This is a genomic window from Paenibacillus lactis, assembly GCF_017873605.1.
Lineage (GTDB): Bacteria > Bacillota > Bacilli > Paenibacillales > Paenibacillaceae > Paenibacillus_AQ > Paenibacillus_AQ lactis.
The window spans coordinates 14,944-31,906 of the sequence record NZ_JAGGKI010000012.1 but is presented as its reverse complement, the minus strand read 5'-3'; the positions used below and the strand labels follow the sequence as shown (position 1 = coordinate 31,906).

Genomic DNA, 16,963 nt, shown 5'->3' with positions numbered 1-16,963 from the left:
CAGGCAAATGGCCGCCGTCTCCTTATGATCAAATAGGAGGAGACGGCACCCCCATCCTCACTGCCTATCATGGGGATCCGCATACGTCGGTTGCATAAGGTTAACTAACCTCCAACTAAAGAGAAAGCAAGCTTTTCAGCCCTTTCGCTTCCAAGCAGGAAGTCGGAAGGGCGTTCTTCATGTTTCGGGACATTTCCGATAGTCCCATGAATATCCAATTGACACTTTGCCGCTATGCATTACTTCCCATTGCCAAGCAGCAGATTCGTCTGAATCTCCAATTGCTTCTCCAGCGAGATGAGATCGCCTGCCGAGAACTGATTGATATCCAATGTAAAAATGCGATTGTTTTTGTAAGCCGGAAGTGACTTCCAAATGGCACTCTCCATAATCTCCTTGGCACGTTCTCCTCCTCCGTCCGCATCGTAAACCGTCACGAACATATAATCCGCGGCCATTTCCGGCAGTGCTTCCAGGGAAATGTCCCGGCCGGCTCCTCCGTTGACGATATGCTCTTTCACGGCTTCCGGCGGCTGATAGCCAAGCCCCGAATAGAGGTTGCGGGTACCTCGCCCAAAGCTCTCACCTACGACCCAAAAATTTTTCGCCCAAATCTCATAGACGCCAACCGTTTCTCCTTCCTTCACAACGCCGGTAAGCTTCGCCCTAGCCTCTTCAAGCTTCTCCTCATAACGCCGAATGGCTTCCTCCGCTTCCTCCGATTTCCCGAGGATTTCTCCGAATTCACGCAGCTCGGCATATATATCTTTAGCTCCCCAGGGAATTACAATCGTTGGTGCGATTTTAGCGAACTCCTCATAGTTTTTATCGGAAGGTCTAATGATGAGATCGGGATCAAGGGATACGATTTTCTCAAGTGCCGCTTTATCGTCACCGATATCCTCGATTCCGTCGGTCAGATCCTGCAAAAAATACTGATTCAGGCTGGCCGTACCTGCGCCTACAGGCTTAACTCCCAAGGTTAGCAGATGGCCGAGATATTGCGTCGCGACAATTCGCTTCGGATCCTTCGGAATCTCGATCTCGCCCATGACCGTTTCATATTTACGTGTTTCCGCTGCTTGAGGGTCGCCATTGGCTTCGACAATTTCGCTTTGCTGCTGCGTGCTTCCGCAGGCTCCCAGCACAATGACCATACTTCCGACCAGAGACAACATCAATCCTTTAAGCAACCGCATCTTTAAACCCTCCACCTTATTGATAATGATTATCATTATTATCATGATAAAGGCAAGGATTGCACGAGTCTATTGCGTTCCGTAAGCGGTTCTATGGACATTTGTTAGAAGTTCCGTGAGTATTGTCAATTGCTGCTCCAAAGCAAGCGGATCATTATATTTAAACAGCTCCAAATCGAGAAAGAACACCCTCCCGTTTCGAACGGCAGGCAATCTTCTCCATTCTTTGCTGTTCATGACTCGTTCCGCATAGCCTGTACCGCCTCCACTCTCCCAGATGGTTACGAACATATAATCGGCGGCATACGCTGCCAGCATGTCCGGCGTTAGCTCCAAGCCGACCCCCTCACCTAATACATGTTCTGCGAGCGGCCCCGGTGGCCGAAACGAAAACGTCCGGTATAAATTGCGCAGTCCTCTGCCGTACGCCATATTAACCGCCCATATCCGATCCGCCCAAAACTCAAACACGGCTGCCGTAACATGTGAACCGATCATTTTGGCTACCTGAGCAGCAGCTAGTTCTTCCTTCTCTCTAAATCCATCAATCCAGCTCTTCGCTTCGCGTTCGCGATTGAGTGCTCTGCCTAATCGAAGCAGTTCGTCCAAGGTATCTTCCCGCCCCCAAGGAAGTAAAATAGTTGGAGCCAGCTGTGATAAGGGCTCGCTGTTCGGTCCGGATGTGACGATCAGATCGGGCTGCAACGATGATATCCTCTGGAGCGATCGAGCATCTCCGACGTCAGCTACATCCCCCAGCCTTCCGGCATAGGGGCGGGCACGCAGCAGATTGGTCGAAGTTCCTGCGGGCGTAAGTCCAAGCGCCAGCAAATGGCCCACATATTGCAGGGCCACGATACGTTTCGGACGCTGAATATAATCGCGAGGAGAGTAACCGAAATATTGCTTGAATTTCCGGCTTAAATATAAGCCGTCCTGATAGCCGATTTCCCTCGCGATTCGATCGAGATTACGATCTTCGCCGTTAAGTAATTCCTCCCTGGCTTTCTCCAGGCGGAGCCGTGTCAGGTACTCCGTGAAACCGGATCCTGTTGCTCTTTTGAACGATACGGAGAAGTGTTCCGGCGTTAGTCCTACCCTCTTTGCCATGTCGTTACGCGTAATCATCTCGGCGAAATGTTTCTCCACATAATCCACCGCAAGTTTCATGCGCTCCAGCCAATCCTGCTCGCGCTCCTCATCGTCGGTTGACTGCAGCAGTGTGCCCATCAGTTGTTTAAATACCGCATCTTTGCGAAGGTTGGCAGCTAGTCTCCCGCTGAGTCCGGGACTTTGCTTGAATTGGTATAGTTCTTGAGCAAGGACAAGAGCCTCGTGAGTAGCGGCGACGGGAAGCTTACCGGTGTCCATCAGTGCAGAGATTCGCTTACTGTATATGATACGGCTTGTTGTCTGCTCCTTGGACTCCCATACATCGTATTGCAATTCATAAAGCTCGAGCGGAACCGACGAGTTTGGCGTCCGGCGTATGTCGGCAATCGTCCCCGGCGGACAATAACAGATCGCCTTCGCTTTCAATCGATGCCTGACTCCATTCAAATACAAATCACCGGAACCTTTACTTACCAATAGCATGGTATGTGCTTCCATGAATCCGCCGGCAGCTTCTTCGGTATGACCAAGCTTAATATAGCGTACTCCAAACAGCGAATATTGCGTTTCTTCCATGCTGAGGGCCCCCCTTCTGACGGTAACAATGTTTTATCCTATTATAGTCGGGGTGATAACCATTCTCAATTACAGTCCGGCATCTGAGTTATGAATTGCTCTTCCTTATTGAAGAATCGAGTAAGAGGGTTGGCTCCCCCCCGTCCTCTCACACCATATGTACATACGGGGCCGCACCACCTCGCGATGGACACCCTTGCCCTTGGCTAACGGTAATGGCGGGCGCTCGCCAGCCCCCGCTCGGGACATTCCCCCAAAAGATGACGCCCATGCTGGGCATACATTCAAAAGCTCACCCGAGCCAAGCAATCGGGTGAGCTTTTTGTTGGATAAAAGTCCGGCCTCTGGCTAAGAAGACAAGCCTAGCAAATAAGCCTTTAGCCGCCTTACCTTCCCGTAACAGCCGCTTGCGCCATGAATCCGATGCTGCGCAGCCAACCCTCGCACAGCTCCGTCCAGCGCGAAGCATCCGGCTCCTCCTCGGCTAATCCGAGGCCATGGCGACCGTGAGGGAAAACGTGCAGCTCAAACGGAATTTGATGCTTGCTTAGGGCCCCGGCATACAACAGGCTGTTCTCCACCGGGACCGCACCGTCATCCGACGTATGCCACAGAAATGCAGGGGGTGTTCCCGGCTTCACTGCGTGCTGCATGGACAGGGTTCGTCTCATCGCTTCGGACGGATGCTCGCCCAGCAGGTTATGTACGGAGCCCTCATGGCTAAACTCGTTAAACGAAATAACCGGGTAGCACAGGATGGACGCATTTGGACGGCTGCTCTGCCGCTCAACGGGATCCAGGGCCTCCGGATCTCCGGAATCGTGGTCATTGCTCGCCCAAGCCGCCAGATGCCCTCCGGCAGAAAACCCCAAAATTCCAATCCGTTCCGGGTCGATGCTCCACTCCTGGGCATGGTGCCTCACCAGCCGGATCGCCCGCTGTGCATCGAGCAGCGGATATGGATGCCGGTATGGAGCAACCCGGTATTGAACGACAAAAGCGGATAAGCCGATCGAATTCAGCCACAAAGCGACAGGCTCCCCTTCATGATCGGCCCGTCCCTGATAGCCTCCGCCCGGCAGGACAATCACGGCTCCTCCAGGATTATTCCTTTCCAGCAAGTATGGCTTCATATAAGGTTCAAACCGTTCCTCTGCCGACTCGTAACCCGGTGTTTCCTCTTCCCACAGCTTCATGATGGATGTCCCCTTTCAGCCTTCCATGTTTGTTATGCAAATCGTTTAACTGCATGCATGCAATGCTTGGACCGACTTCACACCCGAGGAGCTGTTGATTTCCCGAGAAGATCGGTTCGCAGCGGGGTGAACGTGTCTAGCAGCGCCGACGGCTCCAGCGCGATAACGCCATGCTCGACGCCGCCTGGAATAACGATGGTCTCTCCCTGACTGATGATGAAAGACTCCCCGCCGATGCGAAATTCCATCCGTCCTTCCAGACAATAGCTCATCTGCTCATGCGGATGGCTGTGCAGGGCTCCTTCGGCTCCCTTCTCAAAATGAACCTCCATCATCATCAGCTCCTTCCCGGGCTGAAACACTTTCCGTTTCACGCCGGGCTCGGCCTGCTCCCAGCTGCCGATGACTGCCATGGATCATTCCTCCTTTCGGGTCGTGATGGATACAATTTCAATGCGCTGAGGAGATGAGCAGCCTTGTCACCATAAACAACACTAGACTGCACAACATTTATCCGCCATCACGTCTTCCTGTTGTCGAACGCTCGCCGTTTCGGACCGCTCATTTCACTGCATGCAGCATCGTACCTACTTCGGCGGGGAAAGCCTGAATTCCTATGAAGAAAACCAATTTTTACGGATCGGATCCCATCTCGAACGTCCGCTCCTAAGGCCTCTCCTCTTGCCAGTCTCCTGCCCTTATATCCCCTCACTGCCCCGCAGCCGCTGCACCCCCAATCCCCCTCTGAAAACCGAACACTTCAACATCCATCGCCTTGCCCGTCACAGATCTCGATTGCGCTGGCCGGATAGGGTGATCCGCATCGCTGGAAATACCGGCGACGCAAGCCAGCCGATGAGAAGCTGCAGCAGCGCGATAGCCATCAGCATCCAGGCAATCGGGCTGTCCGTCAGGGAACCGGGAATCAGCATGTATATGGCGACTCCGGTTCCGCGTCCGGCGTTGGTGAATATTTCACGCAGCACCACCGACTCCACCTTAAAATGCTCCTTCAGCGGGAGCTCTCCGCTTAGCTTGTAATAATGCGAGGTATAGGCGTTGTTTTGCAGCGGCTTTACGAGCGAGAACACCGCCATGAATAAGATGACCGTCCACAGCTGCACGCCCAAGAACAAGGGGATGACGCCTGCGATGAACCCGATCGCAGCTGCGGCCAGGTATAAATCGTTCCACTCGGCCCTGCCCCATCTGGCGAGCACCAGACCGGACAGCATCGTCACCCCCAGAAAAGCCACGTTCAAATAGTTGACGAAGGATTCTAGGAACGGCTTGAAACAGCAGAATCGCCGGAATATAGCCAAGAATGCCCTGCGTAGCTCTCCCCCGGCTTGACCTGGGCGACGTTCGGCGCCGGCGGCGAGCGATGCAGCTCTCGAGAGAAGCCGCCGTCCGCACGCTTGAGCCTCGCCATATTCCACAGCGTAATTTCCGCGATTTCGACCATTTCATCCTCAGCAATATCCATGTTCATCGATGACAGAAGACTGATCGGATTCCGGATATAGCACATATCCTCCGCCCTCTCGGTTCTCAGGATTTGCAGAAGCGAGCGGTAAATTTCGGGGACGCGCGGCAGCGGGATCCCAAACCGGTTATAAAACGTCAGCAGCTTAAACGTACCGGATATGCGGACATAGGGGGCGCCTTCGCCCCATAAGCCTGTGTCCGGATCCTGAATTTCGGCAAAATAGGATAACGCCACTTGGAGATACGTCTCCCTCTTCTCCATAGGCATTTGCAGCAGGTATGGCGCCGAGTTGCACAGCCTGTCGCATCCGCGCCAGCTGTTCACCAGACTGATTGAGCGCAGCCAATCGTGATATGCCGCAGGGCTGCGGCAATAATCCGGTGCCGCCTCTTCGGAGCCCCCGGCTCCCGGCAGCGGATATAACGGGGCTGCCCCGAGCTTCCGGAGGGAACCGGCGCTGTAGCCGAGTGCACGTCCCACCATAACCTCATCTCGTCTCATATCCGGATTCGCATCATAGAAATAGCCCGTAACGGGATCCTGCTTCGACTGAAAGAAGCGGATCATGCGCCCCTTCACTTCCTCTGTCAGACCCGCTGCAAGGCCGCAGCGCTCGATAATGCCCAGCGCTTGAGCCGTCGATTCGATATCCGGGGTGAGCCGGGGCGAGTTCCGGGAGCTCCGAGCATAATAGAAGCCGCCCGACTCGGGATCATATTGTCCCTCAAGCCATTCGAAGAAGCCTTCGAAGAGCCCGTCCCCGCTCTCTAAAATGTCCTGTAACCGCTGCATGCCGCCACCTCCTCCCCTCATTGTCCGGCTGTCCATGCTTCTGCTTCATACGAAAAGTTTCGAAAGATTGCCTTGCCGGCCCCGGCGACATCCAGCCCGATGCGCAGGCTTTGGAAGCCGCCGAGCGTATTATGATGCATGCCCGACACTTCTACCGTCTTGTCGTATCGGAACCATTCCGCACCATCAGAGCTAAAGTAGAAAGACACGATATGCTCGTCATTGACGATGCGCAGAAATGCACGTCCTCCTCCGGTCGGGATGACCGCATAGCTCTTGAACGACCGGAAATGCCGAACCCCCTTGGCGCTGATCCCGATGCCCAGATAGGCCGATTCGTTGTAATGTAGCAGCAGCCGGCCCTCGGCATCCCCTTCCACGGCAATTTCCACCTGAGCCGTATACCGCTCATGTCCCGGCATGAAGAAGAGCGGCGACCGTTCCGCTCCCTCAGCCGTTCCTTCTGCCGTCAGGCCATTAGGTCCGGTGTGAAATCTGGACGATGGCGCGCAGCCCTCGCACTGCCAGTGCAGTGCGAGCTCCGCCTCGTTCAGCGAATCGAGAAGCACCTCTTGCGGCGGCGAGTTGACGCCTTTGCCCCTGCCAGCCGCCCAAAACCAGCCGTCAGCGGACCATTCGACGCGCTCCAGCAGGGTCTGGCGGCCCAGCGTATGGTAGCCGTTCCTGTACGCATGATAGACCATCCACCATTCACCGTCCGGCGTATCAATCAAAGAGGCGTGCCCCTTGGACCACCACGGCTCTTCCTTCGACCACGTGCGGATAATTGGATTATAAGGGGAATGCTCCCATGGTCCCCATGGCGTTCTCGATCTCGACGAAACGGCCATATGGCTGGTCGGCGGTCCTGCCGTTCCGCCAACCGCCACCGTCAAGTAATAATAGCCGTTATGGCGGGTCACCTTCGGCCCTTCCAGGCTGTACGCCTCCACCACCCAATCCTGCGGATACCTCCAGCCGTCATACACTTGCTTGACCTCGCCGATGACCGACAGCCCGTCGTCCGACAATGCCGCGAACGCTCCGCCGGACATGTGCAAATACCTTTTGCCGTCCGGTGCCACCGTATGTCCGGGATCGATCCCGCGAATCCCGAGGCTTACCGGCTCGCTCCAAGGCCCGGCCGGGTTAGAGGCGGTAACGACCCAATTGGTTCCGCCTGCAGGATAATAGATATAGAATCTATCATTATGCATCACGAAATCCGGCGCCCATACATCCCCCGCATACCGGGTGAGGGCCGCACCGGCGCGGCGCCAATTCCGCAGATCCCGCGAGTGCCAGATGATGAGCCCCGGCGTCAGCTTATATGATGAATGGGTCATGTAGTAATCATCGCCGACCCGGATGATCGACGGGTCGGCATAGTTGCCCGCGATGATCGGAGCATAAAGCCCGGCATCCGAGTCCTGAAGCACGGCATCCTCGTGAACGGGATCTTGAGGTACAGAGTCCTGGAGCACGGCACCCTGACCGGATGCATCGCCCGGCTCCGAACCAGTCGGCCTGTTAAGGCCATACGTCTCACCGCGTGATTCTGCTTCTGCATGCGTCATGCTTCTACACCTCTTCTTATCCCTTGATGGAACCAAGCAGCGCCCCTTTGGCAAAATGCTTCTGCAGGAACGGATATACGCATAAAATCGGCAGCGTTGCCACAACGATGACCGCCATCTTCACCGTTTGCTCCGGCGGACGAACGATGTCCTCCATGCCGGAGGTGTCCGCGGCCAAGCCGCTGGCCAGGATGACGATTTGCCGCAGGATGACCTGCACCGGCCATTTGGCCGCATCGTTTAAATACAAAATCGCCTGCATATACGTATTCCAATACGTAACGGCATAAAACAACGAGATGGTTGCAATGGCCGGCATCGATAATGGAATGACGATCCGGACCAGAATCCCCCAATCGCCCGCCCCGTCAATCTTCGCGGATTCCTCCAGCCCCTCCGGCAAATTTTGAAAGAAATTCCGCATAATGATCAGGTTAAAGGCATTGATGGCGGACGGGACGATCAGCGCGGCATACGAATCGATCAACCCCATCTCCTTAACGACAAGAAACGTCGGAATCATGCCGCCGCTGAACAGCATCGTGAACAGCACCATGAACATGATGAAATTGCGGCCGTCCAGATCCCTGCGGGATAAACCGTAAGCCATGAGGCAGGTCAGCAGCATGCTGAACAGCGTGCCGAAGAATGTGACGCCCACGGATACGCCAAGCGATTTGAAGACCGTATTGGTTGAAAAAATATATTTGTAGGCATCAAGCGACCATACGGTTGGAAAAAGGACGAACTGCTTCTGCGCCAGCTCCGTCACCGTCGTGAACGAACCGGCGATGACGTGAAGGAAAGGCAAAATCGTAACCAGCCCGATGATCAGCAGCAGCGTATAGTTGACGAAATCGAAGATACGGCTCGAGATCGTTTTATCTTGGACCATAGCGATCAACCTTTCTCGTATTAGTAGATTCCTTCTTCTCCGGCCTTTTTGGCCAGCCAATTCGCCAGCATGACCAGGATCAGGCCGATCAGCGATTTGAAAAATCCGACCGCCGTGCTGAAGCTGAATTGTCCCTGCTTAAGACCGGCCGTATATACATACGTATCGAATATCTCCGCCACATCCCGATTCATCGAGTTCAGGAGGAGATAGATATGTTCGAATCCAAGCTCCAGTACGTCCCCGATTTTCAGGATCAGCAGGACGACGATCACGCTGCGGATCGAAGGGAGCGTAATATGCCACATTTGCCGGAAACGGCTGGCACCGTCTATCCGGGAAGCCTCGTACAATCCGGGATCGATCGCGGCCATGGCAGCCAGATAGATGATCGTCCCCCATCCTGCCTCCCGCCATATCACCTGGACGATATACATCGGCCTGAACCAATCGCTGCTCATCAAGAAGTTAATCTTGTCGAATCCGGCCATAACCAGCAGCTCGTTAATGATCCCGCGGTCCATGGACAGCATAACGAACGATATGGATACGATAATGACCCAGGACATGAAATGGGGAATGTAGACCAAGGTTTGGATAAACCGTTTAAACACCTCGCGCCGCACTTCATTCAGCATGAGGGCAAGAATGATCGGCACCGGAAAATAGAAAAGCAGATTCATAAAAAACAGCAGCAGCGTATTGCGCAAAATCGTAAAGAACATCGGCTCGGTAAACAGCCGCTCGAAATGCTTGAGCCCGACCCACGGGCTGTCCATCACGCCGAGATAGGCCTGGTAATCCTGAAATGCGATAATCAATCCCGACATCGGAATATACTTGAAGATCAAAAAGTATAAAAATCCGGGAACAATCATGAGATAGATCGCCCGGTTCTTCCATATCCTTCTCATTCGTCCGGAATCCGGCTTCGTCTTGGCGCCTTTGCCCATTCCGGCCCGCACGGCGGTTTCGCTCATGACTTCGACTTCCTTTCTGTCCCCGGTTTAACTGGAGACTGCATCATCTGCAGTCTCCCTGCTTCCGGGATGGTGGCATGTTTCGTTATTTGGATGCTTCATACGATGCGTTATATTCGTCGATAATTTGCTGTCCGCCGCTCTTTAGCCAATTATCGATAACGGCCTGGAAGCCCGCTTCATCAATATCACCCAGCATGAATTGGTAAGTTCCGTCTTTAATCATCTCCTGCAGCTGCACGCCCTTCTCATTAAACGTTTTGGAATCCAGCGCAGCTGACGGATCCTCGATCAAGTAATCGTTATTCTCAACGATCAATTCCTCCGATTTCGCCTTGACCGGGAGAATGTGCTTCGCTTCCAGGAAGCCTTCAACCGTTAACGGTCCTCCGACCTGCATCGCCTGGTAAGGCTTGACTTCACGGTCTGTCAGCTTCGTGTCCTCCGAAGGAATGACCTTGCCGTCTTCGATCTTATGATGCTCGCCCTCTATGCCCCAATAGATAAGGTTTCCGAGCTCCGTGCTCATCAGCTGATCCATGAAGGCAAGCACGCCTTTCAGCTCCTCTTCGGATTTGATCGCGGTTTTCGGGAAGAGGATAACGGAGCCGTATCCCGGAACGGACCAGATGCCGAAGCCGTTAGGACCGCCCTCGATCTTGTTCTGCACATCCAGCTCGGCATTCGGGTTAACCTCCACCACTTTCGGATGCAGGCTGGATACATCGCCCATCGCACCGATGTATACCCCGGCCTTGCCGGTAATCAGCAGATTCTGCTGGTCCGTTTTGCTCGTCACCGGGAAGTCCTGATTGATCAATCCTTCCTGATGAAGCTTCTTGAAAAATTTCATCGTTTCCATATACTCCGGAAACATGAATTCAGGTGCGAGTTTGCCGTCCTTCTCTCCCCAGTTGTTCGGCGTTCCGAACCAGGAGCTGATCGTTTTGAAGGCGCCGTAGATGAGGTCGTTCCGATCCGTCAGCGGAATCGTATCGTCCTTGCCGTTGCCGTCCGGATCATTCTCCTTGAACTGCTTCAGCATATTGTAAAATTCGTCGATCGTCGTTGGTGTCCCGAGCCCGAGCTTGTCAGCCCAGTCCTTGCGGTAGATAATGCCCTGCCGGGAGAGCGGAACCTCGCGGTACAGCGCGTATATTTTGCCGTCCACGGCCGTATTCTTCAAGACATCCGGTTTCAGCCTGCTGAGATTCGGGTATTGGTCCAGCAGAGGTCCGATTTCCCAGAATTGGCCGTTCCGGATTGCATCCCGCATATTGACGAGGGAAGCCGCATTCTTTAGATAGGTAACCTGAGGCAGCGTTCCTGTCGCCAGAGAAGCATTTACTTTTTCGTCATACGTTCCGTCCGGCACCCACTGGATCTCCAGGTTCGTATTCGTTTTTTCCTCAATGATTTTCTCAATCTTGTCCGAAGGAACTTCCGGCGTGTGGAGGTTGGCCATGATGGAGATGGATACCGGACCCTTCGCTTGTTCGCCGCCTGCAGGCGTTTCGCCGTTCTGACTGCCCGTTGCTGTTGAGCCGCCGCCGCAGCCTGCCAATACCGCTAAAGCGGTTACAATTGCCAGTATGGTACTGGCTTGTTTCTTTTTCATCATTTTGACCTCCGTTTTTAAAATTTCAATTTGGGCTGGCATGAACAGCTTAACGGAGGGATGGCGGGTACGCATATAATCCCGGGATTGGGTGTGCGGCTCGAACGGCTGGGACGGTGCGTCAGAATCGTCATCAAATCTAATGATTATGCTGTCAACGCCTGCATCGAATGAGCCGGAACGAATGCCGGAAGCTGCCAGGCTATGCGAGGGGCTCACGGGCAAGCAGTGATTACTTCCGCATGTGCAGCACCTCACGTCTGGACGCTCCTACTAGAAAAACGCAAAAAAAAACGCCAGGGAATCTACTCTCCCTAGCGCTAATTCTCCTGATTATATCGCGGAATCGAGTTATACAGCGGAGTCGAGCTCCGGTACGATTCGTTAAACTCCTTGATGATCTGCGCTCCTCCCTCTTCCAGCCAGCTCTCGACCTGCGCTTCATACCCCGCCTCATCAATCATCCCAAGAATGAATTGATAGGTCGCATCACGCATGTTCTCTTCCAGCCTAACCCCGATCTCATTATATCGGGCGGATTCGAGCGGAACGGTCGGATCGTTGATTAGGAAGTTCTCATTGTCGAGAATGAGGCGCTCCGCCTTGTCTTTAGCCTCGTTCCTGGTTACCGGTTGAAGCATGCCGTCGATGGTGCTTGGTCCCCCGATCATGAGCGCTTGATACGGCTTTACGTCCTTTTCCCTTAGATTGTACGAATCCACGGCCATGGCTTTACCGTCCTGAACCGTATAATGCTCGCCTTCGATTCCCCAATACATGTAATTGGCCAGCTCGGCGCTCATTAATTCATTGTAGAAGGCCAGCACTTCCTTCAATTCCGTCTCGGTCGGAATCGCGGACTTGGGAAACAGGACAACCGTGCCGTATCCCTGCGTAGCCCAAACACCGTACCCGTTCGGCCCCCGCACCCGGTTATGGACATCCAGCACCGCGTCCGGGTCATTGGCCTTCAGCTTCGCTTCCAGAGACAGCACGTCGCTCATCGCCCCTACATACACGCCCGCCTTACCGGTAATGAAGAGCTCCTGTTGGTCCTTCTTGCTCGTTATCGGAAAATCGCGATTGATCAGCCCCTCTTCATGCAGCTTACGGAAAAACTTCATCGTCTCCATATATTTCGGGAAACGGAATTCAGGCTGCAGGGAATCCTGATACCAGCCCCAATTGTTCGGCGTTCCAAAATAAGAGCTGATGGTCTTGAATGCACCGTAAATCAGGTCATTGCGGTCCGTGAGCCCGATCGTATCATCGAGCCCGTTGCCGTCCGGGTCGTCAAATGTAAACCTTTTCAACACCTCGTACAGCTCTTCCAGTGAATCCGGCGCGGAGAGCCCCAGTCGGTCCGCCCAGTCCTTCCGGTAAATGATCCCCTGCCTTGACAGTGCGCGTTCTTGATAGAGGCTGTATAATTTGCCGTCAACCGTTGTGTTCTTGAGCACCTCCGGCTTCAATGCGCTCAAATTCGGGTAGCTGTCCAGATAAGGCCCAATCTCCCAAAACAAACCGCTGCGGATCTCATCCTTAAAATAGGACAAAGAGGCCGCATTCTTCAAATACAGCACCTTCGGCAATGTCCCTGTCGCAATCGATGCATACACTTTTTCATCATAGCTGCCGTCCGGCACCCATTGAATGCTCAGCTGCGTCCCCGTCTTCTCCTCGATGATCTTCTCGATCGTATCCGATGGAACTTCAGCCGTATGCAGATTGGCCATAATCGAAATATGGGGCCGCTGGTTCTCCGAAGCATTGGTCGACCCGCTTGTCCAAACCCTTGATATGCCGACGCAGGCAGCCATCAGCGCCAGCATGATCAGGGGAAGCAAAACATAACGCTTGGTACGGATACTCACAGCACGACAACCTCCGTTTCCCGACTTCCTTATAGACAGATTACCGAATCCGATTCTTTTATGCAGTCGTATTCAGACGTGAAGCTTCCAACATCAAATGCAAGGATTATTCCCTAGGAAATGATTATTGAACGCAATCCATAGAACCCATACAATGATTATACACTTTGTTAAACAGGAGAGTGTACCTATTGCATCCAAAAAATAGTCTTTATTCTAAAATGGTCCTGTTCGGCTGCATCATCAGTATCATTCCGCTCCTGGCCCTTGGGTTCTTCTCGTTTATGAAATCGTCCGGATCGGTTCAGAATCATGTCAATACGAGCAATATCCAGCTCATGAATCAGACGAACAGCAATCTGGAACAGGTGCTGAGGACCGTGGACTATACCCTGAATTACGTCATCAACTCCAATATTTTGCAGGGTGCCCTTTACCGTCCCCTGTCCTATTACGACTTTCAGCTGTATAACAAGCTAAAGGAAGAGCTCAGCCTCCTCCAATCCCCCGAGACGAGAGTCACCGATGTCATCCTCGCTAATACGACCACGAACTGGCTGATCAATAACCGGGGAATGTACGAATTTAATGAATACGCTTCCAAAGATACGCTGCTGTCTCTCATGGATATGCAGGGCAGCTCCAACTGGGTCATGCTGGACACCGAATCGCTCGGCTCAAGCGATACCCTCAGCTATGCCTGCCCGTACACGATTGCTCTTGTCAAAAAAATGCCCATGTCTACCTCGTCCGCCCGGGGAATCGCCCTAGCCACAATCCCGAGTTGCAGTCTTGCCGCTATGATGGACAGCCCCTCTCCTTCCAGAGAGGTCATGGTGCTTGATCACAACTACCGAATCGTCGTGCATCCCGATCAGGGAAAGGTCGGCCAATCCTTGACCGAGACCGGATATAACAAGGATGAGCTTGATCGCTTCGACAGCAAAAGCGGGCAATTCGAGACCCGAATTGATAACAAGCCGATCTCCGTTACCTATGTGAAATCGGATTTCAACGGCTGGCTGTACGCTTCTTTTACCGAAATGTCGGCGGTGACCAAGGAATCCCGCTCCATCGGCTGGTTCACGCTGTATATTTGCCTGCTGATGATCGGGCTCAGCATTCTGCTGGTGTGGCTCGGTACCCGCAGAGTATACTCGCCGATCCGCCGCATCCTGCAGGGCATCGCCGAGCGCCTCCCGGATCTCCAGGCTAATAAAAAGAACGAGCTGCAAATTATCGATGAGCATATCCGGGATATGTTCAATTCGAACACCCAGCTTCGGAACGAGCTGCGCCAGAACAGCCGGCAGGTGCGAACCTTCTTTCTGCACAAGCTGTTTCTCGGCAGAATCAGCCCGCCTGAAGCCGAGGAGCAGATCGCGTTGTTCGGCTTCCAAGAGCAGGTGGCGCAGTGGGAGCATCTCGCGGTCTTCACGCTCCAGATCGATACGCTTGACGATACCCGGTATGAGCGCAAGGATTCGGATCTGCTCCTGTTTGCCATCAATAACATGATGGAAGAGATGATTCCATCGATGTTTCGGTTTCCGCCTGTCATTATTGACCAGACCCAGGTGACGCTGATCGGGCGGGGCGGAATCTCGCTGGAGGAATTCAACGATTATATCTACAAGCTGTCGGAGGAGATTCAGAGGACGACCCGCAGCTTCCTCGATCTGGAGGTCAGCATCGGCATCAGCCTTCCGTATAAGACGTTGACGAAGACGTCCCGCGCTTACCAGGAAGGAATGGAAGCCTTAAAGCACCGGATCAAGCTCGGTACCGGCGTCATCATCCCTTATTTCAGCGTGAATTCAGGCAAGCATACCCGGGTCTATTTCTATCCGATGCAGGTGGAGAACGAGCTGATCGACGCGATCAAGCTGGCGGAGGAAGAGCGTGCGCTTGAGCTCCTCAAACAGTGGCTCGCCGAGGTATTTCAGAAGGACCGCACGCCGCACGAGTACCAAATCTCATTGATCCGCCTGCTGAATGACCTGATGATCGTGATGCAGGAGAACGGCATCGTGCTGGAGCAGCCCGACTTTGGTAACAGCTCCCTGGTTGAGGAGCTGCTGTCGCTGTATACCGGTCCGGAAATCGAAGGCTGGTTCAAAACCCGCGTCATTCGCCCGATGGTGAAGGTGTTCCGGGACCGCCAAGATTCCCAGTATCAAAATCTGTCCGAGCAGATCATCGAGATCATCCGCAATGAATTCGACCGCAACATTACGCTGGAGGAATGCGCCTCCCGCTTGCATTACAACAATTTTTACTTAAGCAGCGTGTTCAAGAAAGAAACGAATATGTCGTTTAGCGAATATCTGTCGCAGTACCGGTTCAAGATGTCCAAGAAATGGCTGGTGGAGACCGACATGCCGATCAAGGATATCGCTGAAAAGCTCAGCTACAACAATTCGCAGAACTTTATCCGCTCCTTCCGCAAGCTGGAAGGGATGACACCAGGTCAATACCGGGCCAAATACAAAGGATTGGAGGGATGAACGGAACGGCCTTCGGGCTGCTCCATCCCTGCTTCTTTATTCCAGCTTCTTCCCTTCGATCCCGGTCTTACGAGCCTGAAAACGGAATCCAAGGAGCCTCCCCTTCGAAGATGCAGCCAAGCGAATATTGATCGGCTTGTTCATCCGGCAGCGTGCCGGACCAGGATACCCGGTGCTGCCGATCTGCCCCGGGACCGGCGCAACGGTATTCCACATAGGTCACGGTTGCTTCGCTCTCCGGCTTGTCCCAGTTGTCCCAGCCTTCGGCTCGAATATGCGCTCCCATCCAGCAATCGATCCATGCCACCTTTGCGTGGTTACGCCATGGCCGGCCTAAATACACGGAGCCCTCGGGCGCATCGCCCGTCAGCCTGCAGCGGACAAACACATAGCCGTACGGGCTGCTTTCCGGCGTGGACGCGGCCGTAATCCAGCCGTTAATCTCCGGATGCCGCTCTACATGAGGAAGGTTTTCCGCGGTCAGACGGTTGCGGGAGAAGATTTCGCAGTCCGTAAACACGGCTGTCGCCGAACCGAAGATAAAATCGACATCCCCCTCGATATAACAGCTGTCGTACCACTGGCGTCCGGCTACCTTATGCAAGCCGTCCCGGGGTCCTCCAAAGCTGCCCCGCTTCAGCGGTTTATCCGGCAGCGGACCGGTGAACAGCGTATCCTGATGCCCGATAAAGCGGCAATTTCGGAAGCAGATGCGGTCGCCGTCCACATAGGCGGCCAGCGCCTGTCCGACAAGCTCCCCCCGGCCGGCATCATTTCTTATCGTCAGGTTCTCGACCGTCAAATCGTCCGCACCAAACAAAGCGGTGTAAGAGTTAAAAGTATGGTACGGACTGCCGTCGGGGAACGTTTTTCTGGCGTAGTCGTCATATGTAATGATGGTTCCTTCGGCACTTTCCCCCACGAGATGAAGAAAGGGCTTCTCAATATGGAGCTTCTCGTTATATACGCCATCGCGGATATGGATGACGGTTCGTTGCTCAGCCGTTCCGCCCGGCGCATGGTCCACCGCTTCCTTAATGCTGCGATAATCCCCGCTTCCATCGAGCGCTACCGTAATCAAGCGCTGCTTCTCTTGTTCCGGCAATATCCTCATGCTCTTGCCCTCCCCTGACATATTCACTCACCG

At 53.8% G+C, this 16,963-nt stretch carries 13 protein-coding genes; 1 reads left to right on the top strand and 12 read right to left on the bottom strand.

Features of this window, described 5'->3' with window-relative positions; genetic code table 11:
• Positions 1-239: 239 nt before the first annotated feature.
• The 11 genes from J2Z18_RS20365 to J2Z18_RS20315 all read right to left on the bottom strand — a co-directional run bounded on the left by J2Z18_RS20365 (position 240) and on the right by J2Z18_RS20315 (position 13,267).
• Positions 240-1,199 (bottom strand): ABC transporter substrate-binding protein, encoded by a 960-nt coding sequence (locus tag J2Z18_RS20365; RefSeq protein ID WP_210095235.1) that lies wholly within the window; start codon positions 1,197-1,199, stop codon positions 240-242.
• A 69-nt stretch (positions 1,200-1,268) separates the two neighbouring features.
• Complete coding sequence (locus J2Z18_RS20360) at positions 1,269-2,888, bottom strand: helix-turn-helix domain-containing protein (protein ID WP_210095234.1); 1,620 nt, start codon at positions 2,886-2,888, stop codon at positions 1,269-1,271.
• A gap of 386 nt (positions 2,889-3,274) precedes the next feature.
• A complete protein-coding gene (locus J2Z18_RS20355) occupies positions 3,275-4,084 on the bottom strand; it encodes an alpha/beta hydrolase (protein WP_210095233.1) in 810 nt (269 codons plus the stop codon).
• A gap of 77 nt (positions 4,085-4,161) precedes the next feature.
• The gene (locus J2Z18_RS20350; RefSeq protein ID WP_210095232.1) at positions 4,162-4,497 is read right to left on the bottom strand and encodes a cupin domain-containing protein; all 336 of its coding nucleotides are present in this window, start codon (positions 4,495-4,497) and stop codon (positions 4,162-4,164) included.
• 369 nt (positions 4,498-4,866) lie between these two features.
• The gene (locus J2Z18_RS20345) at positions 4,867-5,406 is read right to left on the bottom strand and encodes a hypothetical protein (RefSeq protein WP_210095231.1); all 540 of its coding nucleotides are present in this window, start codon (positions 5,404-5,406) and stop codon (positions 4,867-4,869) included.
• Positions 5,364-6,365: a hypothetical protein gene (locus J2Z18_RS20340; RefSeq protein WP_245256102.1), complete on the bottom strand. Its 1,002-nt coding sequence runs from the start codon at positions 6,363-6,365 to the stop codon at positions 5,364-5,366. Before J2Z18_RS20340 ends, J2Z18_RS20345 begins: the two co-directional genes overlap by 43 nt.
• Positions 6,366-6,382: 17 nt before the next feature.
• On the bottom strand, positions 6,383-7,942 hold the full coding sequence (locus J2Z18_RS20335; protein ID WP_245256101.1) for a family 43 glycosylhydrolase: 1,560 nt from the start codon (positions 7,940-7,942) through the stop codon (positions 6,383-6,385).
• 16 nt (positions 7,943-7,958) lie between these two features.
• Complete coding sequence (locus J2Z18_RS20330) at positions 7,959-8,837, bottom strand: carbohydrate ABC transporter permease (RefSeq protein ID WP_210095230.1); 879 nt, start codon at positions 8,835-8,837, stop codon at positions 7,959-7,961.
• A 20-nt stretch (positions 8,838-8,857) separates the two neighbouring features.
• The gene (locus tag J2Z18_RS20325; RefSeq protein ID WP_210095229.1) at positions 8,858-9,817 is read right to left on the bottom strand and encodes an ABC transporter permease; all 960 of its coding nucleotides are present in this window, start codon (positions 9,815-9,817) and stop codon (positions 8,858-8,860) included.
• Between the two features lie 85 nt (positions 9,818-9,902).
• Complete coding sequence (locus tag J2Z18_RS20320; RefSeq protein WP_210095276.1) at positions 9,903-11,435, bottom strand: extracellular solute-binding protein; 1,533 nt, start codon at positions 11,433-11,435, stop codon at positions 9,903-9,905.
• Positions 11,436-11,755: 320 nt separating this feature from the next.
• Positions 11,756-13,267 carry an extracellular solute-binding protein gene (locus J2Z18_RS20315; RefSeq protein ID WP_210095275.1) on the bottom strand — a complete coding sequence of 504 codons (1,512 nt, stop codon included), beginning with the start codon at positions 13,265-13,267 and terminating at the stop codon, positions 11,756-11,758.
• Positions 13,268-13,500: 233 nt separating this feature from the next.
• Here J2Z18_RS20315 and J2Z18_RS20310 point away from each other — a divergent pair, with 233 nt between their 5' ends.
• Positions 13,501-15,816 carry a helix-turn-helix domain-containing protein gene (locus tag J2Z18_RS20310; protein WP_210095228.1) on the top strand — a complete coding sequence of 772 codons (2,316 nt, stop codon included), beginning with the start codon at positions 13,501-13,503 and terminating at the stop codon, positions 15,814-15,816.
• A 67-nt stretch (positions 15,817-15,883) separates the two neighbouring features.
• Here J2Z18_RS20310 and J2Z18_RS20305 read toward each other — a convergent pair whose 3' ends face one another.
• Positions 15,884-16,930: a pectinesterase family protein gene (locus J2Z18_RS20305; RefSeq protein ID WP_245256100.1), complete on the bottom strand. Its 1,047-nt coding sequence runs from the start codon at positions 16,928-16,930 to the stop codon at positions 15,884-15,886.
• Positions 16,931-16,963: the final 33 nt, after the last annotated feature.